We start from the raw sequence: 25,082 nt of genomic DNA on the forward strand, positions 1-25,082 counted from the left end.
TTAATTTGGCAGAGATCAATTTTTTTCGAAAAATAAAATTTCAAAAAAACTGTAACAAAAGAAGAACTATGATTACTAATTATATAAAACTTGCTATAATGAAAAAATTATTTTCTCTATTTCTTATCACTCTTTTTGCATTTGCAGGAGCGCAGGAGTCGAAGGAAACAGCTAATCGTTTCTTTTATGAACTGACCTTTAAGCCGAAGAAAGATTCAGCAAAGGTGGATAAGGTAATTACCATCCTTGATATTACTCCCAAAAAATCTATCTACCAGGATTATACAATGCCTGCTCAGGACTCAATTATTAAAGCTCAGGTAGAAGAGATGGAAAAAACCAAATCTTTTAAGGACATGAGTAAAATGATTAAATGGCCGAAGTTTTCTTACAAGATTGTGAAAAACTATCCGGACATGAAAGTGCAGTATGTAGATAAAATCAGCAGAAACTTTTTCTCTTATGATGATAATGTGAAACTGCAATGGAATATTTTGCCGGAAAAACAGAAAATAGGAACCTATAATACACAAAAAGCAACCACTGAATTTGGAGGAAGAACATGGACAGCGTGGTTCAGTTCAGATATTCCTTTTCAGGATGGACCATATAAATTTTACGGGCTGCCTGGTTTGATTGTGAAGGTTGAAGACGCAGATAAAAACTATTCATGGTTACTAAGCGGAAATAAAAAAATAGACAACTATGACGAAATTTCTTATGCAGATAAGATTAATGCGAAGATGGGAATGTCTAGTAATACGGTAACACCAACTACCAAGGAAAAATTTCAGAAGTCATTTGATGCCTTTAAAGCAGATCCGTTTGCAGAATCCCGTCCCTATATGACCGCTGAGACAATGAGCAAGCCAATGCCTGGAACAGATGGAACCATAGGAGATTTTATGAAAAGAATGGAAAAACAGGTGAAAGATTTCTTCGGAGCCAATGACAATCCAATAGAAAAAGAACAAGCTTCTGACAAGAAGAAAAAATAAGCATTCATATCAACTAAATTATATTTTGAATCAACCCAGATACAGCAATGTGTTTGGGTTGATTTCTTTTTGTAAAATGAATTATGTGCCTGATGAGCAAAAATTTTAAAATAACTTCAAAAAAAATTTGATTTTATTTTTTATTCTGCTATGTTTGTTAAAACTAATTTAAAAATTATACCATGAAAAAAATCATTGTCACATCACTTGTGATGACATCAGCATTGCTATTTGCTAAAAATGAATCTCCAAATAAAAATACGGAGCCTCACAAAACAACAGAAACTGTTTTAGTCGCTAAGAAAACAATCCAGGCGGCAGATCTACAACAAAAACCTATTACAATTTCCGCAGCAAAAGAGAAAGAATTAACAACAGCAGAAAAATGCGCTATTGAACTTGCTGTAGGCCCTATCATTGCTGGTCCTCCGGTACATTGTGCACAACTTGCAGCAGAAGGAATCTCTTAATAAGATTAATATCAACCCAGATGCAATAATGTATCCTGGCTGATTGTTTTATAAAAACTAATTTAAATACTATACCATGAAAAAAATTATTATCGCATCACTATTGATGACATCAGCTGTTGTATTCGCTAAAACAGAAGAACCAAAAATGAAAACAGATTTATCTAAAAATCATGAAAAAGTTTTAGTAGCAAAGAAAGATGTAAAAGAAGAGAAAAAAGTAATCAAAATTGGAAATGCAAAGGTTATGAATCCTTTCCAGCAATGTGTTTTCAACAATTCAATGTCTATTTCCTTAATGTATCTCTCCATGGGGATTCCTACAGCAGACGGCTTTGTAGAAGCAGCGGCAACAGCCAGTTGTATAGCAAGCGGTCTATAGCTAAATAATAAAAAAAGTTGGGTAAGGTTCAGGAAGTTTTCTTTCTGAACCTTGTTATTTAGATTAAATTTAAATAGCGTATATTTGCAGGACTAAAAATTAGGCTTTGGAAGAGAAAGGATTACATAAATTAAGTGGATTCCCTAAAAACAAAATGGGGAAGATATTGGGGTATGATAACGACCATCTTAAAATGCCCAATAAAATTATTGAAATGGGGCTTCTTCCGGAAACCACTTTCAGAATTTTGTATCAGGCACCGTTCAATGGCCCTATGTATGTGGAGTTTGGAGCAGAAAAAAGCCGGATTGCTCTTCGTGAGGAAGAAGGAGATTATATTATTGTTGAAGAATTGAATTAATGCAGGAAAACAAGAAAAAACAGATACTTTTAGTCGGAAATCCTAATGTAGGAAAGTCAACGGTTTTTAATACGCTTTGCAACAAAAAGCAGAAAACCGGAAACTATGCCGGCGTTACCGTTGCAAGCCATTCGGGAAACTATACCTATAAAAATGAGGATGTGGAGGTTATTGACCTTCCGGGTTCATACAGTGTATACCCAAGTTCAGAAGATGAGGCTATTTTTTCCAAATATCTTATTGATGAGCAGAAAAACTACGCAGGAGTTGTTTATATTCTTGAAGCATTAAGTTTAAAAAGAGGATTGCTTCTCTTTCAGCAGATCCAGGATCTTGGTATTCCGATGATTCTGATTGTCAATCAGATTGACCAGGCGGAGAGAAGAGGAATCACAATAGATATTCAGAAATTTTCTGAAGCATTAGGCATTAAAATCATTCAGACTAATGCCAAAAAGCAGATTGGTATTAACGAAGTAAGAGAAGCTGTTTACAACAATGAATTTGTAAAAACAAATAAGCTCTCTTTTGAAACACCAAATGAACACAGAGATTTTATTCAGAAACTTGCGGCACACAAAGGTTTCGATAACGAATATAAAGCCTGGATGAGCCTTTCACTGGGAACAGATCTTGGAAGAATTGGCTCTGTCATGGAACAGCTGAATGAAGCTGAGTCTAAAAGTTTGGTTCCAAAAAGATTACAGGTTCAGGAAACCGTTAGAAGATATCAGAACGTAGACAAAATATTGGCGGATGTCATTTACAAAAAAGCACAGTTCAAAGAATTATTGACTGAAAAACTGGATAAAGTTTTGGTTCATAAATTCTGGGGATACGTAGTCTTTTTACTCATCCTTCTGGTAATTTTTCAAAGTGTGTTCTTCCTTGCAGAATATCCGATGAACTGGATTGAAAGTTCCTTCTCATGGTTGGCAGCATTCACTAGCGAGCATCTTCCCGAAGGACCAATTAATTCATTGATCTCAAATGGAATTGTTCCGGGAATAGGAGGAATTGTAGTTTTTGCCCCACAGATTGGAATTCTGTTGTACTTCCTTTACCTGTTAGAAGATTCAGGGTATATGGCGAGAGTGGTATTTCTGATGGACAGGTTGCTTCGCCCTTTCGGGCTTAACGGGAAAAGTATCGTTCCATTGGTTTCAGGAACTGCCTGTGCTATCCCTGCAGTAATTTCCACAAGAAATATTGAAAACGTAAAAGAAAGATTACTGACCATTTTGGTAACACCTTTTATGACCTGTTCTGCGAGGCTTCCGGTATACAGTATTATCATCGGACTGATCATCTCAGAAGGATCATTTTTAGGAATAAAATATAAAGCACTGGTCCTGATGGGAATGTATCTCCTTGGATTCCTGGTTGCCTTATTCTCAGCAGCAGTCCTTAAAAGATTTATTAAAAGTAAAGGAAAAACATACCTGGTAATGGATCTTCCTACCTATAAAAAACCACTTTTCGGATATGATTTGAAAATGGTTTTAGGAAAAGTCTGGGACTTTATTACCGGAGCCGGAAAAATAATTTTCATTGTAAGTATCATTATCTGGTTCCTGAGCTATTTCGGGCCAAGCCAGAAAGCAGACCAGTTTGTAGCTACAGACGTTCACCTGGACCATTCTTACCTTGCTAAGATGGGTAAAGGAATAGAACCTGTAATTGCTCCGCTTGGTTACGACTGGAAAATGGGTGTAGGAATTCTTACGAGTTTCGTAGCCAGAGAAGTTTTCGTGGGAACAATGTCTACCCTTTACAGTCTGGAAGATGATGCTCCGGAAGTAAAAGTAATTGATAAAATGAGAAGAGATGTAAAACCCAACGGAGAAAAAGTCTTCAGTTTTGCAACCGGAATCTCGGTTCTTCTTTTCTATGCATTTGCAATGCAGTGTGTTTCTACACTTGCAGTAGTCTACAGAGAAACCAAAAGCTGGAAATGGACTGGCTTTCAGGTGGTCATGATGACAGGTTTGGCATATTTTGTGTCGATGATAGTATACCAGATTTTAAAGTAATGGACTCATCATTAATTATTCAGTACGTACTTATTGCATTAATTGTAGCATTTGCGTGTTATTCTTTATTTAAAGTACTTAAAAAGAATTTCGCACCAAAGAAATTCAGCTCCAAAAGAAGCAGCTGCGACAAAGACTGCGGTTGTTCTTAATATTGTATTCATCGGATAATTGAAAAAAATGTAGTAATTTCATTTTTCTAATGAAAATTATTCGGTTTGATTTTTTTTAAAGCAGGATTGCCTGTATTATTTTCTTTATTTGTTTTTCAGGTAAAAGCACAGTCAGATACCGTAAATACCAGGTCTTATGCAGACCAGGTAATGATCCGTGTGAATCTTGATACCAATATTGAGAGCTATGTCTTTTCGGAAGGAGAAGGTAAAAATGCCAAAGAAACCGTCCTGTCCATCAATAATAAAACAAAAACCTCTCTTTCAGTTGATTATAGAATCATAAGTGCAACATTGTCATTTGCTCCCAGATTTTTAGAGGGAAATAATGATGACAATATGAAAGGGAAAAGTTCTTATACTGATTTCAGCTTCAGGTTTTTTCCCGGCAGAATCATCCAGAATCTATACTATAAAAATGTAAGAGGCTTTTATGTGGAAAATATGAAAGACCTTTTACCGCAATGGGAGGAAGGAAGAGATCCGTATATTCAGTTTCCGGATCTTAGAGTGCAAAGCTTTGGAGGTTCTACCTCTTATATTCTTAATAAAAATTTTTCAGCAAGAACAATTTATACTCAGGGTGAATGGCAAAAGAAAAGCAGCGGAAGCTGGGTTCCTTTTGTGGATTATGACCTTACTATTTTCAGAAATAACATTGACGGAGTAAAAGACAAAGAAACCCAATACAATATTGGAGGTAACATCGGATATTTTTACAATTGGGTCATTGGGACAAAAGTAAATATAGCTCCATATCTGGCTGTTGGCATCGGGGGGAAATTCTCCAGCTATCGGGATTTTGAGAATGGAGGAGTAAAAGAAAAAGCACAATATGCCACCATAAGAATGCAGGGTGGGCTGCATGTAGGTTTTAATACAGACCGGTTTCTATTTGGGGGGAAGATGAATTTTAATGCCAATAGCTACGATCAGAAAAACAACCAGACTGTAGAGAATAATAACCTCTATGGCCTATTATACATTGGGTATCGTTTTGCACCACCGAAAGTTGTAAAAAATACCTATGATAAAATTCAAAAAAAGATTCCCATTCTATAAGTTGAAAGGTCTTTTAAGTATCTTTGCTCAGGAAAAATTAGAAAAACTATAAATTAAAAACATAATGTCGTTAATAAAATCTATTTCCGGAATTCGCGGAACCATTGGTGGAAAGGTAAATGATAACTTAACACCACTGGATGTGGTAAAATTCGCATCCGCATTCGGAACCTGGCTTCAGAATAATAAAAATAAAAAAAACCTTACCCTTATCATCGGAAGAGATGCCAGAATCTCTGGTCAAATGGTTTCTTCCCTGGTAACCGCTACTTTGCAGGGATTGGGAATTAATGTGGTAGACTTAGGGCTTTCTACAACACCTACAGTAGAAGTGATGGTTCCTGAGCTGAATGCAGACGGAGGAATCATCCTTACCGCTTCTCACAACCCAAAACAATGGAATGCCCTTAAGCTATTAAACGAAAAAGGAGAGTTTATCACTGGTGAAAACGGAGCAGAGGTACTGGCTTTAGCAGAAAGTGAAGACTTCAATTATGCAGAAGTAGATGATCTTGGAAAATACGAGACAAGAGACGATGCTTTTGATATCCATATTCAGCAGATCCTGGATTTGCCAATGGTAGATGTAGAAGCAATCAAAGCGAAAAACTTTAAAGTGGTGCTGGATGCGGTAAACTCTACGGGAGGAATTGCTATTCCTATGCTTTTGGATAAATTAGGGTGTGAAACCATTAAATTATACTGCGAACCTACAGGTCACTTCCCACACAATCCTGAACCGCTGAAAGAACATTTGGGAGACATTTGTGAATTGGTGAAGAAAGAAAAAGCCGATTTAGGAGTGGTAGTAGATCCGGATGTAGACAGATTAGCTCTGATTGATGAAAAAGGTGAAATGTTTGGCGAAGAATACACCCTGGTAGCCGTTGCTGATTACCTGTTGAAGCATAAAAAAGGTGCTGCAATTTCCAATCTTTCTTCAAGCCGAGCATTGAGAGATGTAGCAAATTCCCACGATTCAGAATACTTTGCAAGTGCTGTAGGAGAAGTAAACGTTGTTACTTTGATGAAAGAGAAAAATGCAGTAATCGGAGGAGAAGGAAACGGAGGAATTATCTACCCTGAATTACATTACGGAAGAGACTCTTTAGTAGGAGTAGCCTTATTCTTAACTCATTTAGCCAAAGAAAACAAAACGGTTTCCGAATTAAGAGCAGGATATCCAAGCTATTTCATGGGTAAAAAGAAGATAGAACTGACACCGGAAATTGATGTAGATGCCATCTTAAGCAAAATGGGGCAGGAATATCAGAATGAAGACGTTTCTACCGTAGACGGTGTTAAAATAGACTTTGAAAAGAATTGGGTTCACCTTAGAAAATCCAATACAGAACCGATTATCAGAATTTATACTGAAGCGAAATCTCAGGAAGAAGCAGATCAGTTAGGTGATGATATCATTGCTAAAATCAAGAGTTTAATCTAAAAACATATTAAGAACGGACACATTGTCCGTTCTTTTTTATATCAGGAATGTTTGAGCATATCAAAAACAGATTTCCCTTTCCCAAAGAAAAATGGAGAAAATTTCTGGGCAGCTTCGAACGCATGGAAGTTCCTGCCAAAACCCTGCTTTTAAAGGAAGATGAGGTTTCCTATAACGCCTATTACATTGAAAAAGGTATTGTCAGAGCCTGGTACAATAATGACGGGAAAGATGTAACCTTCCAGTTTTTCCTTGAAAATACAATGTTCTCCTCTCTTGAGAGTTTTAAAAAAGGGTTGCCGAGTATGGTGTCATTTGAGACCATAGAACCGTGTATCCTGTACAAAATCAATAAACCTGATGTGGAAGCTTTTCTGGAAGATGTCTATGAAAATCCGGAGCTCAGAAACCTCTTTATGGATGCCCTTTTTGAAAGAGTATTTGACTATATGAAACATTTCTTTTCATTCATTAAAGACACTCCGCAGCAACGATATCTGAACCTGGTTAGGCAAAAACCCGAGATCATCAAAAGGGTTCCGCAGCATTATATTGCATCTTATCTGGGTATTACAACCGTGCATCTCAGCAGAATTAAAAGCAAAATATTGAAAGAGAGGCTGGAGTAGGCTGGAAGAAGGAAGCCAGAAGCTGGAAGTTTTATGATAACAATATATAACTTCAGATTTTTCTGTTAATCTTCACGAATTTTTTACTAAAAGAAGTCCCTTCTTATACAATGGGCTTCAATAACCCTCCGCCTCCCTCTTCCTGCTTCCATTCCTAAACAAATCCAAAACTGATAACAAATGTTATCGCCCCGCAACATTCATCCCTCATAATTTTGTATAAAAATTAAAAGAATGAAAGCAGCAGTAGTATTTGAAAAAGGAAGTATTCCTCAATATGCAGATTTTCCGGAACCGGAAGTACAGGAAAATGAAATTTTGGTTTCAGTAAAAGCAGCCTCTATTAAAAACCTGGATAGAGCCAGAGCAGGCGGAAACCATTATTCCACAGAAAATCAGGAATATCAGCCAACTATTATCGGAACAGATGGAGCGGGATACCTGAAAAACGGAGATAAGGTTTACTTTTTCAGTAAAAAAGGAACGGTATCTGAAAAAGCCGCAGCAGACAAAAAAATGATTATCTCTATTCCAGAAGACCTGGATTTTTCTTTGGCAGCCGCATTGCCCAATGCTGTTATGGGATCTGCAATGGCATTAAAATTCAAAGCTGGAATACAAAAAGGAAATACAGTTCTCATTAACGGAGCAACAGGAATTACAGGAAGGATTGCTGTTCAGATTGCCAGATTATATGGAGCTCAAAAGATCATTGTTACTGGAAGAAATGAAGAATCGCTGCAGTCTTTGTGCGAATTGGGTGCCGATGAGGTTGTTTCTCTCAAACTGGATGATCATGATTTTAAGCAAAAAATAAAAGAACTTCACAAAGAAACTCCTATAGATATTGTTTTGGACTACATCTGGGGACATTCTGTAGAGATGATCTTGTCTGCTTTTAAAGGTGACGGAACATTTTCTCATAAAACCAAACTGGTAAATATAGGAGGAATGAGTGGAGATACCATTCAGCTGTCTTCACAGATTCTAAGAGGTACAGATATTCAGATTTCCGGATCCGGATTGGGTAGCTGGACGAAAGAGGAATCTGCCCTTCTGTTTTCAGAAATCATCCCGGAAATGTTTCAGGCAGCTGTGGACGGAAAAATTAAAATGGAAACCCAGGAGGTTGATATTAAAAATATCGAAACTATATGGCATGCTGAGATACAAAGCGGTAAACGCCTTGTAATAAGAATTTAACCCCAATTTCCGTTTTTTTATCCACAATCCTTTTATCGGTTTTCTTTTTTTACTATTTTTATAATAGAAATTAATGAAATGGAAAATTCAAAAAAAAGTTGCAACTTTGCATAAATATTTGAATATCAGTTTCAGATGTATTATTAACTAAACGTTTGCCGAGGTTTGTAAGCAAATTCAGACATCAGGCCGACAAAGAGGACACTATTGGAAGAGTATTTTGGAAATGAACTTGTAAAAAAGTTCGAGGAAATGATGGAAAACAATGACGAATTCTACTTCGATACCGAAGAGTTAGAAGACATCATCGTTTATTATTTGGAGCTGGGAGACTTTAATTACGCTGACATGGCTGTTAATTATGGACTGAAGCTTCACCCTAATTCGTTGGATATTAAGATCAAAAGACTTGAAATCCTTCTGGAGTGGGAAGAGTATAATACTGCGAAAGAACTTATTGACGAGTTGAAGGGTGCTTCTATGGAGCATACAGACTTTTTGGTTTGTTACGCCAAGTATTATTCGAACTTAGGAAATCCCAGAAAATCCATTGAAATCTGCAAAAAAGCTTTGACATTAGAGGAAGAAGAAAACTTTCTCCACAACTTTATTGCGGATGAATATGTGAATCTCGGAGATCCTTTTAACGCTCTTAAACATTACAGAAAAGCACTGAAAGAAGATCCTACGGATGAATATTCGCTGGAAAACGCTATGGTGTGCTTCAGTGACCTGAATAAGAGTGAGGAGGCGATTGCCTTTCTTAATGAATATTTAGATGAATTCCCTTATTCTGAAACAGCTTGGTTTGAATACGGACAATTCTATTTCAACAGAAAAAATTATGATGAAGCCATAAGAGGTTATGATTATCTGTTAGCCATCAACTCAAACTCTGTTGGGGTTTATGCTAATAAATCAGCTTGTTATGAAGCTTTGGGACAATACCAGAAGGCTATTGAGACTTATGAAGAAATGCTGGAGCTGGAATATACAAAAGCATTTACTTTTTATAAGATCGGATTATGCAATAAGGCATTGAAACAGCCTATTTTAGCTTTAAATGCATTCCAGAAATCATTGAGAGAAGACCCTCAGTTTTATCTTGCCATGATGGAACAGTCTTATCTTTACGAAGAAATGGGCGGAATGTCTGAAGCATTGCATTATGCCAAAGAAGCTACCCAGCTGAATGAAAACAACCTTGATTACCAGAAAAGACTGGCGTTTTTATTCATTGATTCCGGGAAGTTTGAAGAAAGCCTTTCCTGTCTTAAAAAGCTGGTGGATGCAGAGCCTTCAAGGTTCTACAACTGGTATGCTTATTCAGAAGTTTTAATGTTGGTAGGAGAGTATGAAGATGCTGTAACTGTTCTAAACAGAGCTATTAAGAAGCATCACAGAGCAGAGCTTTTTTATCAGCTGAGTAACTGCTTTTACAATCTGAAAGACCAGGATAAAGGAATGGAATCACTTCAACAGGCATTAGAACTTGACCCGTCTTTAGCAAAAGATATGCAGAAAAAATATCCTTTCATTAAAGATGAGGTGAAAAAAGTAAAAGCCAGTAAAGTGAAGAAAAAGAATTAGAATAATCTTAAATAATAGAAAAACCTGCTGAAATGCAGGTTTTTTTATTGAAAATTGTATTCATAAACAAATTTATCCGGAGCGCTGCTGGTCGGGTTTCCATTGATATCCAGCGTTTGTCTGTCCTCTACGGATGGGTAACCGGCACTATTAAATGTGGTTGTGTATTTGTGGGCACTCGTTCCGCTTCCTGTGCCTCCTCCAACTGTTGTATTGGTGAATTCGCCTTTATAAGTGCTTAAAGAGTTTTTTATATTTGAGAATAACATACTTACTCCGTCACTGCTTTCATTTCCGTTGAAAATGATTTTGTCAAAACCTTTTACATTTTTAAAAGGATAGTTTTTATCCGTGTAGGTATAGGTCTCTTTCTCGGTATAGTTAACTGTATTTCCATTAACCGTTCCCATTCCTGAACCTACATTGCTCACCATATTCCCATTGTTGTAGGTGAATATACTATTGATGGTAGAAGAGCCTGCTGTTCCGGAATTCGTTAATCTTTTTACACTGATCTCAGTCGTGCTTGTGTAAGTATAGGTAAATGTAACGGTATTCTCTATTGCTCCGGTGGTAGAAAATTCCTTAGTAACTGCTGTTGCCATACGGCCGTTATTGTATCCGTATTCAACAGTGCTTTCAAGAATATTATTTTCGTAATTTTTAATACCGGTTACATAATCATCGGTATAAGTGAATTCAATTCTTTGCCCATGATTAATATTGTTAATCATGCTGATGATTTTGGTTCCGTTGTAATTGATTTTCATGACAATGCCATCCTTTGTCATTTTTGTAGGAAGAATGACGTTTTGAGCAGATGGATCACTGTTATCAAAAGGAGTGTCGTCAGAACTGTAGCAAGAAATTGCAGTTAAGGCTAAAACACCAAAAAGTAGAATTTTTTTCATAGTTATAAGTTAAATCACCCAAATATAATTTAATTTATAATATGATTTTATTTTTTCGGATTTGTTCTTAAAAATATGAGACCGCCAATAATAATTCCTGCCCCTGCAAATTGCAAATAGGTCAGTTTTTCCCCATCAATAATCCCCCAGATAATAGCCACAATAGGCATTATTAAAGTAACCGTAGAAGCAAAAAGAGGAGAAGAAACTTTTAGCAAACGGTAATTCATCGTCATGGCCAGGCCGGTTCCGAAAACCGATAAAAGGCTCACAAACATAAGTCCCATCAAATTATCTTTTGAAAAACTGAACTCCGAAAAGAATCCTGTACTCGTCAATGCTATAACAGATGGAAATAATAAAACAAATGAGAATACAAAAGCAGAGAGAACAGTAGACGAAACCTCCATAAGCTTTGATTTTACAGTTGTTGTGCTCATGGCATAGCATAAAGTAGCCAATAACAGCAGCAAAATCGGAATCATTTTCAGTTCTCCGCTGTCGCCTCCTCCGAAAGCGAGAATACAAACTCCCGTAAAGCTTATTAACGTCCCTATAATCTGTTTTTTGGTCGTTTCGAATTTCCATACCAATGCTCCAACGATAATGACGAAAATAGGCATCATTGAATTGATAATCCCGGCAATACTGCTGCTTACTTCAGTTTCGGCAATCGGAAAGAGAAACATTGGGATAAAATTTCCTGTAAAAGCAGCCAGAATGAGCCATTTCAAGTGTTTCTTAGGGAAAAGTTTATAATTGGAAATTGCAACCGGAAGTAAGATAATCCCTGCAATAAGTACTCTTAAAGAGCCCACCTGATACGGATTAAAATGCTCCAGGGATTTTTTGATCAGAATAAAAGATGATCCCCAGATAATACTCAGGATAATCAGAAGAACCCATTTTTCTTTATCTGCGTTCATTATTTTCGTGTAAGATTTTTAGAAATTCTTTTTTAGGAATCATTTTCGCCCCCAGGCTCTCAAGATGTTCTGTATGTGATTGGCAGTCAACAAGTTCAATGTTGTTTTTGTTGCTTTCTACAAAATGAATAAATCCTGCTTTGGAAGCGTTGCTCACCTTGGCAAACATGCTTTCGCCACAAAAAACATTGCCAATCTGTAGCCCGTAAAAACCCCCTACAAGTTCTCCATCCTGCCATACTTCAATACTTTTGGCCAGACCGTATTGATGAAGCTGGATAAAAGATTCCATCAATTCATCAGAAAGCCATGTTCCTGACTGTCCTTTTCTTGTTGCCTGCTGACAGTTTCTGATCACTTCCCTGAAATTCTGATTCTCCGAAAAGGTAAAAACATTTTTGTTCAATATTTTTCTCATAGATTTTGAAACCTTCAGCTCTTCCGGAACCAGAACAAATCTCGGATCCGGGCACCACCAGAGAATTTCTTCTCCAGGATTGTACCAGGGAAAAATACCCAGCTGATAGGCAAACCAAATGCGCTCTACAGACAGGTCGCCACCGAAAGCAACTACTCCTTCGTGGCCCTCATACAGTTCCGGGTCGGGAAATGAAATCTCGTTTTCGTCTAATCGAACCATTTTTTAGAAAAAAAATCCTACTTCAAAAAGCAGGATTTATATTTGATCTTTATTCTTTAATTAAAAAGGCAAATCATCGTCATCGTCTCCGGCAAACGGATTTTCGTTAGAAACAGGAGATGCTGACTGCTGAGGCATAGCCTGAGTAGGTTCTGAAGCGTTCTCAGAAACTTTCTCTACTCTCCACCCTGTAATAGAGTTGAAGTATTTAGTTTCACCCTGAGGAGAAACCCATTCTCTACCTCTGATATTGATTCCTACCTTTACGTTTTCTCCTTCTTTAAGGTTATCTAATAAACTTATTTTATCAGACAAAAATTCTATGTTTATCGGCTGTGGATACTGTTCCTGGGTCAAAATAACCATTTCTCTTTTTTGAAACCCGCTCGCAAATGTTTGAGCATCAAAAAGTTTCTTTACCGTTCCTTGTAATTCCATATCGTAAATATTAACGATGTAAAAGTAAGAAAATGAAATGTAATAAAAGGTGCCGTGAAAAAAAAATGTGGAATTTTTAATTTTTTTTCCTGAAAAGTTTGGTGCTAAAGGAAATTGTCCTATATTTGCACTCACAAAAACGAAGCAAGCTCTTTAAAACTTACAGTATAAAAAAACCAGCGGATGTGGTGTAATTGGTAGCCACGCCAGACTTAGGATCTGGTGCCGTGAGGCGTGGGGGTTCGAGTCCCTTCATCCGCACTATGCGAAAATAGCTCAGCTGGTAGAGCACAACCTTGCCAAGGTTGGGGTCGCGGGTTCGAATCCCGTTTTTCGCTCCACACCATGCCCTGGTGGTGGAACTGGTAGACACGCAGGACTTAAAATCCTGTGTCCGCAAGGACGTACGGGTTCAAGTCCCGTCTGGGGTACAAGACCCTCTGTAATATCTTACGGAGGGTTTTTTGTTTTAATAGAGAGTGTTCTTTTAAATAAAATATTTTATATTTGTAAGAAATACGGCCAGTATCTGTAAAAAGAAAATGGTAAATCCGCGGATGTGGTGTAATTGGTAGCCACGCCAGACTTAGGATCTGGTGCCGTGAGGCGTGGGGGTTCGAGTCCCTTCATCCGCACTATTCTAAAAATACTTTTAGAATTATAAAGAAGGTTGGAACCGAGGTTCGAATCTTTTTTTTGTCCATACCATGCCCTGGTGGTGGAACTGGTAGACACGCAGGACTTAAAATCCTGTGTCCGCAAGGACGTACGGGTTCAAGTCCCGTCTGGGGTACAACTCCGCAAATCCCCTTCCACAAAGGATTTGCGGAGGTTTTTAAAATTCAAAAAAAATTCTTTGTTCTCGCTAGATTTCAAATCGTGCAAAAAAACGTGCAAAAAATGAAATCTTATTCTGAAATGAAAGTTTATCCCGTAAATTGGGAAACATCAAAAAAAACAATCTCAAAAGACTGGATCGTTCGATACAATTTTACTGATAAAAATGGAATTGAATATCCTACATCATTCAAAGGTATGAACCATATTAAGGATCATACAGAACGTGTTGCCGAGACAAGGCGTCTGATTGCTGAAGAGCAATATTTGCTTGATCGTGGGTACAATCCAAAAACAGGAGAATATGATACCGTTTCTGGATTAAATCTTGTTAATGGTAAAACCTTATTTTTGGCAGCTTGTAATATTGCTATTGAAACAAAAGATCTGGTTAAATCTTCTAAAGAAGATATGATCAACAGCATGAAGCATATTACAAAATATGCTACTTTGTTGAAACTGCATTTAAAACCCATAAAAGATATTACGAAAGCAGATATTAAACAGCTTCTTATTCACATGAAAAACGATCAGCATACCAATTATAGGATCAATAAGACAAAGTCTCATTTATCTTCTTGCTTTACGTTTTTTACGGAACTGGATATATTTCAGGTAAATTTTGTTCGTGGTATTTCAAAACTTCCTCACATTCCGGCCAAAAAAGAAGTTATTAGGACTCCAGAAGAGTGGAAGAAATTCCATTCTATAAAAAACCTGAATTATAATGTTTATGTTTTTTTGTATATTTTCTTTTATTGTGGAAGCAGGTTTGAAGAAATGATCCATGTTAAAAAAGAAGATGTTGAAATTGATAAAAGCATCTTTTGGATAAATTTGAAAAAGGGGGGCGTTCATACCCGAGCTATGCGACCCATCAATTTCCATGCGTGGAATTATTGGAAAACTTTGTATGACATTGCTAAGCCTGATCAATACTTATTTAGTTTTAACCAAATGCCACATGATGAGCCTGTAACTGCAAACAGTTTATATCGTATTGCTTCAAGATATTTAAGGAAAGTTGGGTTGAATATTACTGGGTATGCTTTAAAACACTCATATATAAATATGGTGACTAATGTTTATGGGCTGTCAAAAGGTAAAGAACTTGCAGGACATACAACTGAAAGAACAACATTAAATTATGCCGTTGATTATGAGCAGCAGCAAGTAGAAAAAAATAAAAATATTGATATTTGTATTTAAAATAATAGAGGCTGTCTTACTTTTAAGACAGCCTCTTCTTACTTGTTATTAAAAAGTTCTTACTTTTAAAAAGAGTAGTTTATACCTAATTGGAAATTAGTATTTTTTGAAGAGTCAACGTCATCTTTGACAATTTTTGTTAATCCGGCAACATAACGGACATTGACTCCTTGGTTGGGAATAAATTTATATCCGAGGCCAATCCCTAATCCAAAATTGAAGGTTTTTAATGAATCTTTATTATTTCTACTCAAAGGTGTAGTTATGAAATTTTCTTCAGCCTTTGCATTGATAAGGAAGCCAAATTCAGTCCCTGCTTCAAAATAAAATTTAGAAGTGGCATTATACTGAACCATTACAGGAACATTGATGTAGCCAAGAGTTTGCTTTATATCCGTTACAGCAAGACCTCCAAAATAATATTTATCTTTTGCTTTTGCTCCCTGCTGACTGTACACTACCTCTGGTTGAATACTAAATATTTTAGAAATAGGGATATTAACAAAAGCTCCGGCATAAAATCCAAGTTTAGATTTATAATCACTTCCAGTAAAACTTGAAAGGCTACCTCCAGCTTTAGCACCAAATTTAGGTCCGTTTGTAGATTGTGCGAATGACAGAGTTCCTAAAACCATGTATAAGCTAATTAAATGTTTTTTCATAAATATGTTTTAAAAATATATTAGAATCTAGTATTTTTATGATTATCAGATGTGTCTAAAATTTACCTACTTTTTATGGTGAGTTTATTTTTTACAGTCATTTTAAATAGAAGCAAAAGTACGAATATTCATACTTTTGCTTTAATAATCAGATTATGATTATTCGAATTTCTACTGTGTCACTAGGTTAATATTTTAAGCTTTACGTAAATCATCCAAAAGTTTACTCATTCTTTCTGCTCTTTCTTTTCTCTCCTTAGTTTCTTTTTTTTCATCACCCCAAAAATCAAGGTATACAGTTTCTCTACCGAATGCAGCTTCCGCCAATATTTTCACTTCAGGATCAATCTTACCTTCCAAAAACAATTGAGAAAATGCCAATGAAATAATCATATTATCAATCATGTTTAAATCAATATATTCATTACGCATGGTGCGAACGATTCTAGTTAACCTTTCTGAATCTTTACCATCCATGGAAATATCAAAGCCCAGGTATCCAAAATCTGAAAGTTGAGAGTCAATAAATTTTTTTATATCTTTTTTTGGATGTTCCTTTTTCCAGTCAGAATACAGATAGTATGTATCACTACCTATATCATTTCCAAAAGGAGACCATGCATCTAAAGGATCATAATAAAACTCACTAGTCATTATTTTCTTTGCAGCTTCACTGCCGTTTTTCCATTCAATTTCTAAATACTTTGGAGAAGCCTGTCCTTTATAGATTCCAAAAATTATAAAGCAGAAAAGAATAGCTGAAGTATTGACAAACTTTCTCATAGATCTATTTTCCATATTTTACAGTCATTTGAAAATGAAAGCAAAAGTAGGAGTACTCCTACTTTTGCTTGAAGAGATTTAATTTACCACTCTCTCAATTCTTCAGTGATATCTTCATCTACGGCATTATAACCTTTTTCGTGCCCCGCCGATATGATAATCTCGGCGATTTGCTCCCTCTCATTTGTTTCTATCAAAGAAAAATCACATTTATCATTAAGGTCATTTAACTTCAGAACTGTCGATTTTACGATTTTCATCCCTTCATCTTTTGATTCTGTAGCAAATAATTTGATTACATAATCAGACAAGGTCACGATACAGAGATCGACATCATCCTGCGTATATGACGGATCATTTTCATGCATATAATCTTCCATATTCTTCTTGAGATCAAGAATTAAACTATCGATGTGTTTATCCCCTGTTGAGTTTAGATTGACATCCGAAGATTTCTTTTCTACATTCACTTTCCTTTGAGGCCATACTCTTGCAAGGGAAGGTAGATTAGTAATATCTAAATTTTTACAATTTTCTATAAATACATCATTAAGCTTATGGTGATTTGGTAATAAAATCTTTTCCAATTTAGTACAATAATGTACACCCAATTTCTCTAGATCTTTATTATTCCTTAGATCCAGTTCCGTTAATCCTCCTTTATTAATTGTTAACTCTATAAGATTGGGAAACATTTCTGGAAAAGAAGATGTTTTAGTGCTATCCCAAAATACAGCCTTTTTAACAGTATCAAACTGGTCAAGTATTTTACCTTTAAAGCTTTTTACAGATAAAAAAGTAACTTCTTCAAGGTTCTTGAAATTCTTTGCAGATATATTCATTTTTGACTTCTCACCTATAATAAGATGTTGAACATCTATTATAACATCAGATAGATCTACTGAGGAATCATGAAAAGCAACTGCCTCTAATTTTAGTTTAGAAAATACTCCCTTCATTTTTTGGAAATAATCATCTTCTACTTTAGTGAAACCTACATCTACTACTTTATAATTATCTATTTCTGAAATTTCTATCTTTCTATATTCTATCTTGGGATTCACTCCCAAATCCATCCATTTTTTCTCTTCAGCGAAATTACTAGTGACTAGCAATCCTTGTCCCTCAATGTCATAATAAATATTAGTATCCATCTTGTTGTATGTATTTTTTTCCAGGTGATTGTATCATATTATAATTTATTGGATTCATATAGCCCTCTTCATATCTTCGGCGCACTCTATCCGTTTGCATTCTCCTATATTCTGCTTTAAAAGCTTCTCTGTGAGATACTGAAGGTGTCCAATCAAAAGATTTTACCGTTGTACTATTCTGCGTCATCTTTAATATTGCAGATGTAAACATTCTTTCAAGTGATCCCTTACCGTGGTATTTATGATCATTCCCAAATATAATAGTATAAGAACCAGGTCTGGTATCCCTTTCTCTCACCTTGTATTCAGCTCTGACATCAGTGAGAGTTAATGGTACGGCTCTAGTGTATCGATACCCCCAATCTGCATGATTAGGTATATGAGCAGAACCAAAAACCCCATTCATTACGTACCAAAGTACGCCAATTGGTCCGGCAGCAGATACCGTAGTTCCTCCCTCTAAGGTTCCGACTAGCGCTCCAGCTAATGCCCCTTTCCCAGGGCCTCCGGGACCTTCATCTATTTCATCATTATAGTCTGGAGAAATAATGTATTTATATCCATTATTAGGAATATTTGTTGATGTTACTTTATTGGTAAATAAATTCCCTGTATAGGATATTCCTCCAATGGCTCCCCCTAAGAAATTACCTCCTGTAAACGCTGAGTTGAGTCCTCCTGAGATAATACCCGGCAAAGCAAACTTAATAGCTCCGGGGTTGCTTGTGATCGTACCCAGTGCCCCTGAGATAGCTGCTCCACCGATGGCACCTCCCAACACGGCACTCCATGTTCTCTGCCAGTCCCATTTTACAGGGTTCCAGTTTCCACCATTGGCAGCCACACCGTTTAGGTATCCTCCAACAAAAGCTCCAATAATCCACTGTAAAAATTCCCCGCTTGGGTCATTATACATTAGCGGATTATTCATCACATACCCATACTTATTGTAGTTTTGAGTATTGGTAGGATCCTGGATATTTTCATCCGCATTTAAGAACCTCCTTAATAAAGGATCATACAGCCTGCCATTCATGTGAATAATGCCTACTCCCATAAAGTGCTCATGTCCTGTATAGCCACGATCAATAATAAGCGAAGCTTCAGCAATGACTCCCTTATCCGTTATTACAGGTTCATTTCCTATCTTTAGGTGGGTAAGATTCCCCATGCGTCATAGTGTCTCTGTTCGAGTCTGTTTCCGTCCTGGTCAGTTATCGCCAGAATGCTGCCTAGATAATCTTTGTGCAAAAATATGTAAGAACCGCTGCTCTGTTCAAAGTTTTTCAAATATACAATATTAGATTCATACGGATTACCTCCGATGTATATAATATGTTTCTGTTGTCCTGTTGTGTGATCATAAACCACTTCAAAACTTCCGTCTTCATTATAAAACTTTGATATTTTACTCTGCCATACAGGGCCTTCCGGTAGTGCGCTCATCAATGAAATAGAAGAGTCTGATCCTCCTCCGCCAATTACTAGTGGTTTTTCAATGTCCACACGCTGCCTCATACTCCCAAGACCATACCCAAACCTGATATGGGCTTTTTCCCCATTGATTTGGACTGGATCATTGTTCTCATTATATACAACGGTCTGGATCAGGTCACCATTATAGTTCTGCGTTCCATTGTTATTAAGGGTCATTGCTGTAGGCTGATAAATTTTAGCTGAATTATCAAATTTTATCTCACCTACCTGGTCATTCTGCCTGATCCTTCCTTTCTCATCATAGGTATTTTTAGAAAGCTGGCTTGTGACTGGATTAGTCCACTCAATCAGCCTGTTATTGTCATCATAAGTAAAAGATTCAATGATATTAAAATCGCCCAGTGTTTTTCTGGATTTCAGCTCATTTCTGATGGCATCAAAGCCGTACTGTATGTTCAGTACAGTCTGTGCTGGTGAAATATGCTTTATTTCAGTGAGCATTCCAGAAGCAGTATTGTACGAATTGGTAATATTGACAGCACCCAATCTGCTTTCAAGAACCTGTCCTTTTGCATTCGTTTCCTGAAGCTGCCAAAGAACCTTATCGTTTTGCTGGTCCTTAATTTGGTAAAGCTCTCCGTTCCAGTCATTGTAAATATTCTCTATATGAGCCTCGGTAACCATACCTGAAGAAGAGAGCTGTTTTACATAGGAAATTTCCCTTCCTTTATCATCATAGGTGATTCCTTTATTGGCGTAGGTTTTCCCATTACTATTCTCAATAGCAGAAACAACTCTTCCATAAGGATCATACTCATATTCCGTACTGTATGGAATCCCGTTTGCCGTACCAGATTTTTTGATAAGCAGCCCTTTAGAATCATAAGTGAAAGTAATGAGCTTATTGGTAGCCACTCCGCCATCACTCGTAGAAAGTTCTTTTTGGGAAACCAGCTGCCCCAGGTTATTGTAAGTAAATTCCTTGGTTCCTTTCGGGCTGATGGTTTTCTTAGCCTGCCCCAGTCCGTCATATTCATATTTATACAATCCATTGGAAGGATCGTTAAATTCTGATTTCCTGCCCCAACTGTCATAGACTGTACTTACCGTATTTTCTGCATACTGTGCTTTTACCTGTTCTCCGGCGGCGTTATAAGAAAATGTAATGGTTCCTCCCTTATCGGTGGAAGTGATCGTGTTTCCTAAAGCATCCGCTGTTTTGGTAGTGGTTCTTCCGTAATCAGCAGTAGCAGTCTCCTTTACTGTTGTTGTGAACGCTGACACGCTGGTTTCTGTCTGTTTACCCGTAAATGCTGTAGCCGTTACTTTGGCAGGGTATACAGAATTATCATAAGATATGATGTTCCATTTACTGGCGCTTTGTCCTTCGAAATACGGTTCAGACTCTTTTGTCTTTCTTCCCAGGACATCATACTGGGTTTCTTTAGAAACGTATTGTCCCTGGGCAAAAGCCTTGGTGGTTACCTTGTATACCTGTCCCAGCTTGTTGGTAAGTGTTTTAGAGATATTTCCGTCCGCTTCGATTGTGGTAACAGTAACATTATCGTTTGCATCCCTGTCATAGGTATACACTGTTTTTCCCAAAAGGTTGTTTTCTGTAAGCAGAAGTTTTCCCCAGTTATCATAGCTGCTCTTAACGGTATTTCCCAGCGGATCTGTCTGGGTAAGCACCTGCCCAATTGCGGTGTAAGTGATTTGAGTAGAGAGTCCCATGTGATCTGTTCTCTTAATGACAAACCTTCCTGTAGGATCATACTGTGAGCTGGTGGTACGCACCTGAGAATCAATACTGTTGGAAAGTGTTTTTCCGGTGATGTTTCCAAAACCGTCATAGGTGTAGGTTTCAAGAAGGTATCCCGTATTATCCCTGTTCCACTTTTTCAGCGTTTTGATACGGTTATTTTCATAGGTATATTCCTGTTTTCCGGATTTGGTATCCCCGTAAGCCTTCTGGGTTTCTGTTTTAGATTTCAGACGTCCTATATAATACCCACTGCCATTGCCGGAAGGATTATGCTCATACTCAAATACCGAAGTAGTAACCCCGTAAGTATCATTTACCTTTGAAACAACCTGCTGGGGAAGGTAGTACTGCCCGTAAGAGATATTATTTTCTGAAACAGTCCCCGTTAAGAAATCTTTTACCCTGGTTCTGGCTGGTAAAATGGCTGTCACCACCTTTGCCTTATCGGCATCAGGAATAGAAGTAACCTGCTGTCCGTTCAGGTGTTTAATGGTCTGGTAAATGGTAGATTTTAAGCTTAAAAGCTGAGTATTGTTTTCAGAGACATCTGCCGGGAAAATATTTGTTTCATTATCAGTCCTGATGGACCATTCTTTTACCGGAACCCCATCATTGAGCGGATCTGTTTCTACCCCTGTCCAAATCTTTGTATTTTCAAATCCATCAGCATACCATGAGGAGCGTGCCATTTTTCTAAAGCCCGTAAGCCCTCTTCCCAGAATATTAGAGGTAAGCCCCCTGTACCTGAAATCCTGCTTTAACTTTTTATCTGTTGTAGTACTTTGCGATAGTTGGGAAACTACATACATTCCTGTAGACTGGTTAATCTCTACATAAGGGTAGCTGAGCTGAGAAACATTGTCATACAATCCTGGATTGATACTTTTGTCCAGCTGTTTATAAGTAATATCTGTAGTGATTCCTCCCTGTGATATACTCTTTATTCTTCCAGCCTTTGCGATGTCATAATATTCATGGGATATAAGACGCTGCTGGTCTCCAAGATCACTGCCATACCCCACGGCGGAACCCAGCGCCACTTTTCTAAGCATTGCTCCGGTCCACTGGTCAACCGGTAACCCTATCAGGTCCCTGGAATTAACGCCAACTTCTGCATTAACGCCATTGTTGTCAAGATATAGCGTATAGGTGTCAAGATTATAGAGGTAAACCCCATGCGAGAACTGATTTTCTGTAGTAGCATAACCGCCTGTTTCAGAATAAATAGCAGTCATGATATCAATACCTGTGACATACTTAGCTGCATTATTGTTATCCTGTACAGAGGCTAAGCTGTAATTTCTTATTGATTTAACAGCAATAATCTCTGCCTTGCCGTCATTGTTAATATCATAAGCGGCAAAGGTCCGTGGATTGTGGATATTAAAATAGGCCCCGTGCTGAACAAGCTCTCTTTCTGTAGGGGCTTTAAAGAGCACCTTTTCATAAGTAAAACCATTTCCTTTTGAAATATATTTATGCCAATATTCGGAAGTATTACTTTCGGGTATCATCAGATCACTCAGACCGTCCCCATTAAGGTCTCCCACAACTCCTTTAGCCCAAATGCCCTGTAAGGTTTCATTGTTTGCTGGATTAAACGGAGCGATAAAAGATTCATACTGTCCCTGGGAATTCTTTTTAAAAGTAATCAGTACAGGTTTTAAGTCCTGGCTTAGTTTCAGAAAGTCAAATACGCCGTCTCCGTCAAAATCTCCTCCTTTGTAAATGGTAAAGACATCTTTATCGATCTGATCATAATTAGGATAAAGCTCCAGGGGATAGTACCATCCGTTACCAGAAATAGATTCATCAGGATCTACTACATAATACCGCTTTGAAGTGGTGCAAGTCGATGGAGGTCTTGACTCAGGACTTATCACTTCAGGATAGCACTCCCTGTCATTAAGCATTACCACAAGTTCACTCAGACCATCCCCGTTGAAATCAACGGCGTTGATTCCTGTAACAGTCGTTACAACGCCATTGTACTGGGTTCCCGTTGTATAATCATAATCAGCTCCCGGAATGGTTTTGGTAAAATCCAGCACCAGGCTATTTCCTGAAAAGCTGTAAAAAGAAAACTGTAAATCTTTTGTGGAAGTAGCAGTATTGGTAATCGTTTTAAATCCTACAATTCCCTGTTTGTTATGAATAAGATTAGCACTTTTAGAATTAAATGCAATGAAATCTTTCAATCCCTGCAGGGTACTGTTAATAAATATGGGATTCTCCGTAGTATAGGTAACGGAATAAAAATTTTTGTAAAGATATATTCCTGGCTGTGGAATCCTGGCTGAAGCCTGAGAATGATATCTTAACACGTCAAGATTGCCATCACCGTCAAAATCTCCCACTACATCATAATCCTTTTTAGGTTTTAAGGCTGTACTTATCGTAGAGGGCAAAGAATCTGGTTCTCCTGACTTTTCATACGTGAAAATAACCGGGTTGGCTTCTTCATTTTGACCGTTTGAAATAGTTATTTTATCCACGTATCTGTATGAAGTGCCCTGAACATCTTTTTTATAAGAAATAACGTATTTTTTGTACTGCTGCCCACCTGTAGAAACGACTACAGATTCCAGGAGCTTTGTCTGCTTATGCTCAACTCCCCTAATGTAGGCTGCTTCACTTCTGGGTCTTGCTATAAAGTTAAAATCTATAGTATTAACAGGCTGTGTGCCCTGAGCTTCATTACCGCCCCAACTTATCTTTGTGATCACCGAAACATTATCAGCCAGAGTATAGCTGTAGGTAATATAATTTCCGTCAGTATCCTTTGTTTTTACAACATGATAGTCTATAGGTGTTCTGGCCTGGCTGCTTCCGGGAGCAGTTGCCCCGTACCATGATATAGAACCGTCTGGCGAAGTCACTTCCCAATATTCAGGTCCCTGCCAGCTTTGTCCAGAAATGCTTCCTACAGATTTAATTTTGATATTGGAATATTTCTCTGTGACATATTCTGCTCCATCTTTGCCATATTCCCCGGATTTTAAAATTAACCTTTGTCCGTTAAAACTGTAGTAATCTGAATAATCAAGCTGTACTCCTTTGGTAATACCGTCTTTTTCAAGATTCTTTCCAACCCTTGATATGGAACTAAGACCAGTGACGTTCCATCCATAGCCTGCCAGCCCGTTTCCACCACCACTTACATAGACAAGACTAATGCCGGGAGACATATTTTTAACACCCGGAGGAAGATCTATAGGAAGGGTATACTGAAGCTGCCCAGCTCCTGTAACCTCTATATTTCCTTTGGTGTCATGAAATTTTGGGGATGGGGTCTGAGAAAAACAGAATACGGATATAAAAGATAATATGAGTGATGAAAACAGCTGTATTTGTTTTTTATTGTACTTTTTCATGGCGCATTATCTTTTAGTGATGTTTTTACTGAAAACCCTTCCGTCTTTCAGAGTGAAGCTCAGTATGTATACTCCCCAGTCATATCCTGACATATTAATTTTGAGCTGTCTGTTTAGCTCTGGTAAGTTCTGCTGCTGAAATTTCCAGTGAACTGTACTATGTTGATAGAGTGAAACTGATTCTATCAGATTGTCAGTTTCCTCAGTCCAGTCGATAGTCAAAAAATCATTTACCGGAACCGGGTACAACCGTACCTGTTTCCAGAAGGTCTTTTCATCTATGGCCGGATTCTGTACAATTGAAGTGGTTAGTGGTGCTGATTTTGAAAGTGCACTCGTTTGTAATTTAGGATCGTTTTCAGGGCCACGATATTTTTGGCTGCCCGCTTCATCGTATTTGAAGTAGACTTCGGTTTGGGAATATCCCCAAAAGCTAATCAGTAAGGAAAGCAAAGGAAGTATTTTCCTTTGTATTATGGTTTTCCGGACCGACTTGCCCGGAGCGGTACATTCAGAAGATGTACTCAAATAAAGATTTTTCATTTTTTTGTTTTAAAATTGAAATTAGATGTAGTAATCCCAATAAATGAGAATTAAT

Annotated in this window: 21 protein-coding genes and 5 tRNA genes; 16 read left to right on the plus strand and 10 right to left on the minus strand. The window is 37.4% G+C overall.

Features of this window, described 5'->3' with window-relative positions; translation table 11 throughout:
- The first annotated feature begins 98 nt into the window (after window positions 1-98).
- The 10 genes from CLU97_RS03760 (at window position 99) to CLU97_RS03805 (ending at window position 10,348) form a co-directional block, all read left to right on the plus strand.
- Window positions 99-998, plus strand: a complete 900-nt coding sequence (locus CLU97_RS03760; protein WP_121489641.1) for a GLPGLI family protein — start codon at window positions 99-101, stop codon at window positions 996-998.
- Between the two features lie 182 nt (window positions 999-1,180).
- Complete coding sequence (locus tag CLU97_RS03765) at window positions 1,181-1,468, plus strand: hypothetical protein (protein WP_121486759.1); 288 nt, start codon at window positions 1,181-1,183, stop codon at window positions 1,466-1,468.
- A 76-nt stretch (window positions 1,469-1,544) separates the two neighbouring features.
- The gene (locus CLU97_RS03770) at window positions 1,545-1,850 is read left to right on the plus strand and encodes a hypothetical protein (RefSeq protein WP_121486760.1); all 306 of its coding nucleotides are present in this window, start codon (window positions 1,545-1,547) and stop codon (window positions 1,848-1,850) included.
- 106 nt (window positions 1,851-1,956) lie between these two features.
- The gene (locus CLU97_RS03775; protein WP_121486761.1) at window positions 1,957-2,211 is read left to right on the plus strand and encodes a ferrous iron transport protein A; all 255 of its coding nucleotides are present in this window, start codon (window positions 1,957-1,959) and stop codon (window positions 2,209-2,211) included.
- The gene (gene feoB / locus CLU97_RS03780; RefSeq protein WP_121486762.1) at window positions 2,211-4,244 is read left to right on the plus strand and encodes a ferrous iron transport protein B; all 2,034 of its coding nucleotides are present in this window, start codon (window positions 2,211-2,213) and stop codon (window positions 4,242-4,244) included. Before CLU97_RS03775 ends, feoB begins: the two co-directional genes overlap by 1 nt.
- A 218-nt stretch (window positions 4,245-4,462) precedes the next feature.
- Window positions 4,463-5,479: a DUF4421 family protein gene (locus tag CLU97_RS03785; protein ID WP_121486763.1), complete on the plus strand. Its 1,017-nt coding sequence runs from the start codon at window positions 4,463-4,465 to the stop codon at window positions 5,477-5,479.
- A gap of 64 nt (window positions 5,480-5,543) precedes the next feature.
- Entirely contained in the window at window positions 5,544-6,926 is a 1,383-nt protein-coding gene (gene glmM, locus CLU97_RS03790) for a phosphoglucosamine mutase (RefSeq protein ID WP_121486764.1), read from the plus strand.
- A gap of 47 nt (window positions 6,927-6,973) precedes the next feature.
- Complete coding sequence (locus tag CLU97_RS03795) at window positions 6,974-7,555, plus strand: Crp/Fnr family transcriptional regulator (RefSeq protein WP_121486765.1); 582 nt, start codon at window positions 6,974-6,976, stop codon at window positions 7,553-7,555.
- Window positions 7,556-7,789: 234 nt separating this feature from the next.
- Entirely contained in the window at window positions 7,790-8,758 is a 969-nt protein-coding gene (locus CLU97_RS03800; RefSeq protein ID WP_121486766.1) for a zinc-binding alcohol dehydrogenase family protein, read from the plus strand.
- 207 nt (window positions 8,759-8,965) lie between these two features.
- Window positions 8,966-10,348, plus strand: coding sequence for a tetratricopeptide repeat protein (locus tag CLU97_RS03805; RefSeq protein WP_121486767.1), 1,383 nt, complete (start codon window positions 8,966-8,968; stop codon window positions 10,346-10,348).
- 44 nt (window positions 10,349-10,392) lie between these two features.
- Here the strand turns inward: CLU97_RS03805 and CLU97_RS03810 are convergent, their stop codons facing one another.
- The 4 genes from CLU97_RS03810 to CLU97_RS03825 are packed head-to-tail and all read right to left on the minus strand — an operon-like array spanning window position 10,393 to window position 13,263.
- The gene (locus CLU97_RS03810; protein WP_121486768.1) at window positions 10,393-11,259 is read right to left on the minus strand and encodes a hypothetical protein; all 867 of its coding nucleotides are present in this window, start codon (window positions 11,257-11,259) and stop codon (window positions 10,393-10,395) included.
- Between the two features lie 47 nt (window positions 11,260-11,306).
- Window positions 11,307-12,185 (minus strand): DMT family transporter, encoded by an 879-nt coding sequence (locus tag CLU97_RS03815; RefSeq protein ID WP_121486769.1) that lies wholly within the window; start codon window positions 12,183-12,185, stop codon window positions 11,307-11,309.
- On the minus strand, window positions 12,172-12,825 hold the full coding sequence (aat, locus tag CLU97_RS03820) for a leucyl/phenylalanyl-tRNA--protein transferase (RefSeq protein WP_121486770.1): 654 nt from the start codon (window positions 12,823-12,825) through the stop codon (window positions 12,172-12,174). The genes CLU97_RS03815 and aat overlap by 14 nt, the downstream gene beginning before the upstream one ends.
- A gap of 60 nt (window positions 12,826-12,885) precedes the next feature.
- Window positions 12,886-13,263, minus strand: a complete 378-nt coding sequence (locus CLU97_RS03825) for a DUF3127 domain-containing protein (RefSeq protein WP_089693608.1) — start codon at window positions 13,261-13,263, stop codon at window positions 12,886-12,888.
- A 179-nt stretch (window positions 13,264-13,442) separates the two neighbouring features.
- Between CLU97_RS03825 and CLU97_RS03830 the strand changes: the two genes are divergently transcribed.
- The 6 genes from CLU97_RS03830 to CLU97_RS03855 all read left to right on the plus strand — a co-directional run bounded on the left by CLU97_RS03830 (window position 13,443) and on the right by CLU97_RS03855 (window position 15,309).
- A tRNA-Leu gene (locus CLU97_RS03830) sits at window positions 13,443-13,524 on the plus strand.
- 4 nt (window positions 13,525-13,528) lie between these two features.
- Window positions 13,529-13,604 (plus strand) — tRNA-Gly (locus tag CLU97_RS03835).
- A gap of 6 nt (window positions 13,605-13,610) precedes the next feature.
- Window positions 13,611-13,694 (plus strand) — tRNA-Leu (locus CLU97_RS03840).
- Between the two features lie 122 nt (window positions 13,695-13,816).
- Window positions 13,817-13,898, plus strand: a tRNA-Leu gene (locus tag CLU97_RS03845).
- A gap of 74 nt (window positions 13,899-13,972) precedes the next feature.
- Window positions 13,973-14,056 (plus strand) — tRNA-Leu (locus CLU97_RS03850).
- A 107-nt stretch (window positions 14,057-14,163) separates the two neighbouring features.
- Window positions 14,164-15,309: a tyrosine-type recombinase/integrase gene (locus CLU97_RS03855; RefSeq protein ID WP_121486771.1), complete on the plus strand. Its 1,146-nt coding sequence runs from the start codon at window positions 14,164-14,166 to the stop codon at window positions 15,307-15,309.
- A gap of 65 nt (window positions 15,310-15,374) precedes the next feature.
- Here CLU97_RS03855 and CLU97_RS03860 read toward each other — a convergent pair whose 3' ends face one another.
- The 6 genes from CLU97_RS03860 to CLU97_RS03890 all read right to left on the minus strand — a co-directional run bounded on the left by CLU97_RS03860 (window position 15,375) and on the right by CLU97_RS03890 (window position 25,027).
- The gene (locus tag CLU97_RS03860) at window positions 15,375-15,971 is read right to left on the minus strand and encodes a porin family protein (protein WP_121486772.1); all 597 of its coding nucleotides are present in this window, start codon (window positions 15,969-15,971) and stop codon (window positions 15,375-15,377) included.
- 195 nt (window positions 15,972-16,166) lie between these two features.
- On the minus strand, window positions 16,167-16,754 hold the full coding sequence (locus tag CLU97_RS03865) for a hypothetical protein (RefSeq protein ID WP_183084509.1): 588 nt from the start codon (window positions 16,752-16,754) through the stop codon (window positions 16,167-16,169).
- A gap of 83 nt (window positions 16,755-16,837) precedes the next feature.
- Window positions 16,838-17,908, minus strand: a complete 1,071-nt coding sequence (locus CLU97_RS03870) for a hypothetical protein (RefSeq protein ID WP_121486774.1) — start codon at window positions 17,906-17,908, stop codon at window positions 16,838-16,840.
- Window positions 17,898-19,079: an RHS repeat protein gene (locus tag CLU97_RS23960; protein ID WP_228437508.1), complete on the minus strand. Its 1,182-nt coding sequence runs from the start codon at window positions 19,077-19,079 to the stop codon at window positions 17,898-17,900. Before CLU97_RS23960 ends, CLU97_RS03870 begins: the two co-directional genes overlap by 11 nt.
- On the minus strand, window positions 19,058-24,484 hold the full coding sequence (locus tag CLU97_RS23965) for a SpvB/TcaC N-terminal domain-containing protein (RefSeq protein ID WP_228437513.1): 5,427 nt from the start codon (window positions 24,482-24,484) through the stop codon (window positions 19,058-19,060). Before CLU97_RS23965 ends, CLU97_RS23960 begins: the two co-directional genes overlap by 22 nt.
- A gap of 6 nt (window positions 24,485-24,490) precedes the next feature.
- Window positions 24,491-25,027 carry a T9SS type A sorting domain-containing protein gene (locus CLU97_RS03890; protein ID WP_228437515.1) on the minus strand — a complete coding sequence of 179 codons (537 nt, stop codon included), beginning with the start codon at window positions 25,025-25,027 and terminating at the stop codon, window positions 24,491-24,493.
- Window positions 25,028-25,082 lie beyond the last annotated feature (55 nt).

The sequence above is a fragment of the Chryseobacterium sp. 7 genome, from assembly GCF_003663845.1.
In the GTDB taxonomy this organism is placed as follows: domain Bacteria; phylum Bacteroidota; class Bacteroidia; order Flavobacteriales; family Weeksellaceae; genus Chryseobacterium.

What these genes read in the sequence shown, in the direction of transcription:
- CLU97_RS03760 (WP_121489641.1), top strand. Translation starts at nt 99, where the DNA reads ATGAAAAAATTATTTTCTCTATTTCTTATCACTCTTTTTGCATTTGCA.
- CLU97_RS03765 (WP_121486759.1), top strand. Translation starts at nt 1,181, where the DNA reads ATGAAAAAAATCATTGTCACATCACTTGTGATGACATCAGCATTGCTA.
- CLU97_RS03770 (WP_121486760.1), top strand. Translation starts at nt 1,545, where the DNA reads ATGAAAAAAATTATTATCGCATCACTATTGATGACATCAGCTGTTGTA.
- feoB (WP_121486762.1), top strand. Translation starts at nt 2,211, where the DNA reads ATGCAGGAAAACAAGAAAAAACAGATACTTTTAGTCGGAAATCCTAAT.
- glmM (WP_121486764.1), top strand. Translation starts at nt 5,544, where the DNA reads ATGTCGTTAATAAAATCTATTTCCGGAATTCGCGGAACCATTGGTGGA.
- CLU97_RS03795 (WP_121486765.1), top strand. Translation starts at nt 6,974, where the DNA reads ATGTTTGAGCATATCAAAAACAGATTTCCCTTTCCCAAAGAAAAATGG.
- CLU97_RS03800 (WP_121486766.1), top strand. Translation starts at nt 7,790, where the DNA reads ATGAAAGCAGCAGTAGTATTTGAAAAAGGAAGTATTCCTCAATATGCA.
- CLU97_RS03810 (WP_121486768.1), bottom strand. Translation starts at nt 11,259, where the DNA reads ATGAAAAAAATTCTACTTTTTGGTGTTTTAGCCTTAACTGCAATTTCT.
- CLU97_RS03815 (WP_121486769.1), bottom strand. Translation starts at nt 12,185, where the DNA reads ATGAACGCAGATAAAGAAAAATGGGTTCTTCTGATTATCCTGAGTATT.
- aat (WP_121486770.1), bottom strand. Translation starts at nt 12,825, where the DNA reads ATGGTTCGATTAGACGAAAACGAGATTTCATTTCCCGACCCGGAACTG.
- CLU97_RS03825 (WP_089693608.1), bottom strand. Translation starts at nt 13,263, where the DNA reads ATGGAATTACAAGGAACGGTAAAGAAACTTTTTGATGCTCAAACATTT.
- CLU97_RS03855 (WP_121486771.1), top strand. Translation starts at nt 14,164, where the DNA reads ATGAAATCTTATTCTGAAATGAAAGTTTATCCCGTAAATTGGGAAACA.
- CLU97_RS03860 (WP_121486772.1), bottom strand. Translation starts at nt 15,971, where the DNA reads ATGAAAAAACATTTAATTAGCTTATACATGGTTTTAGGAACTCTGTCA.
- CLU97_RS03865 (WP_183084509.1), bottom strand. Translation starts at nt 16,754, where the DNA reads ATGAGAAAGTTTGTCAATACTTCAGCTATTCTTTTCTGCTTTATAATT.
- CLU97_RS03870 (WP_121486774.1), bottom strand. Translation starts at nt 17,908, where the DNA reads ATGGATACTAATATTTATTATGACATTGAGGGACAAGGATTGCTAGTC.
- CLU97_RS23960 (WP_228437508.1), bottom strand. Translation starts at nt 19,079, where the DNA reads ATGGGGAATCTTACCCACCTAAAGATAGGAAATGAACCTGTAATAACG.
- CLU97_RS23965 (WP_228437513.1), bottom strand. Translation starts at nt 24,484, where the DNA reads ATGAAAAAGTACAATAAAAAACAAATACAGCTGTTTTCATCACTCATA.
- CLU97_RS03890 (WP_228437515.1), bottom strand. Translation starts at nt 25,027, where the DNA reads ATGAAAAATCTTTATTTGAGTACATCTTCTGAATGTACCGCTCCGGGC.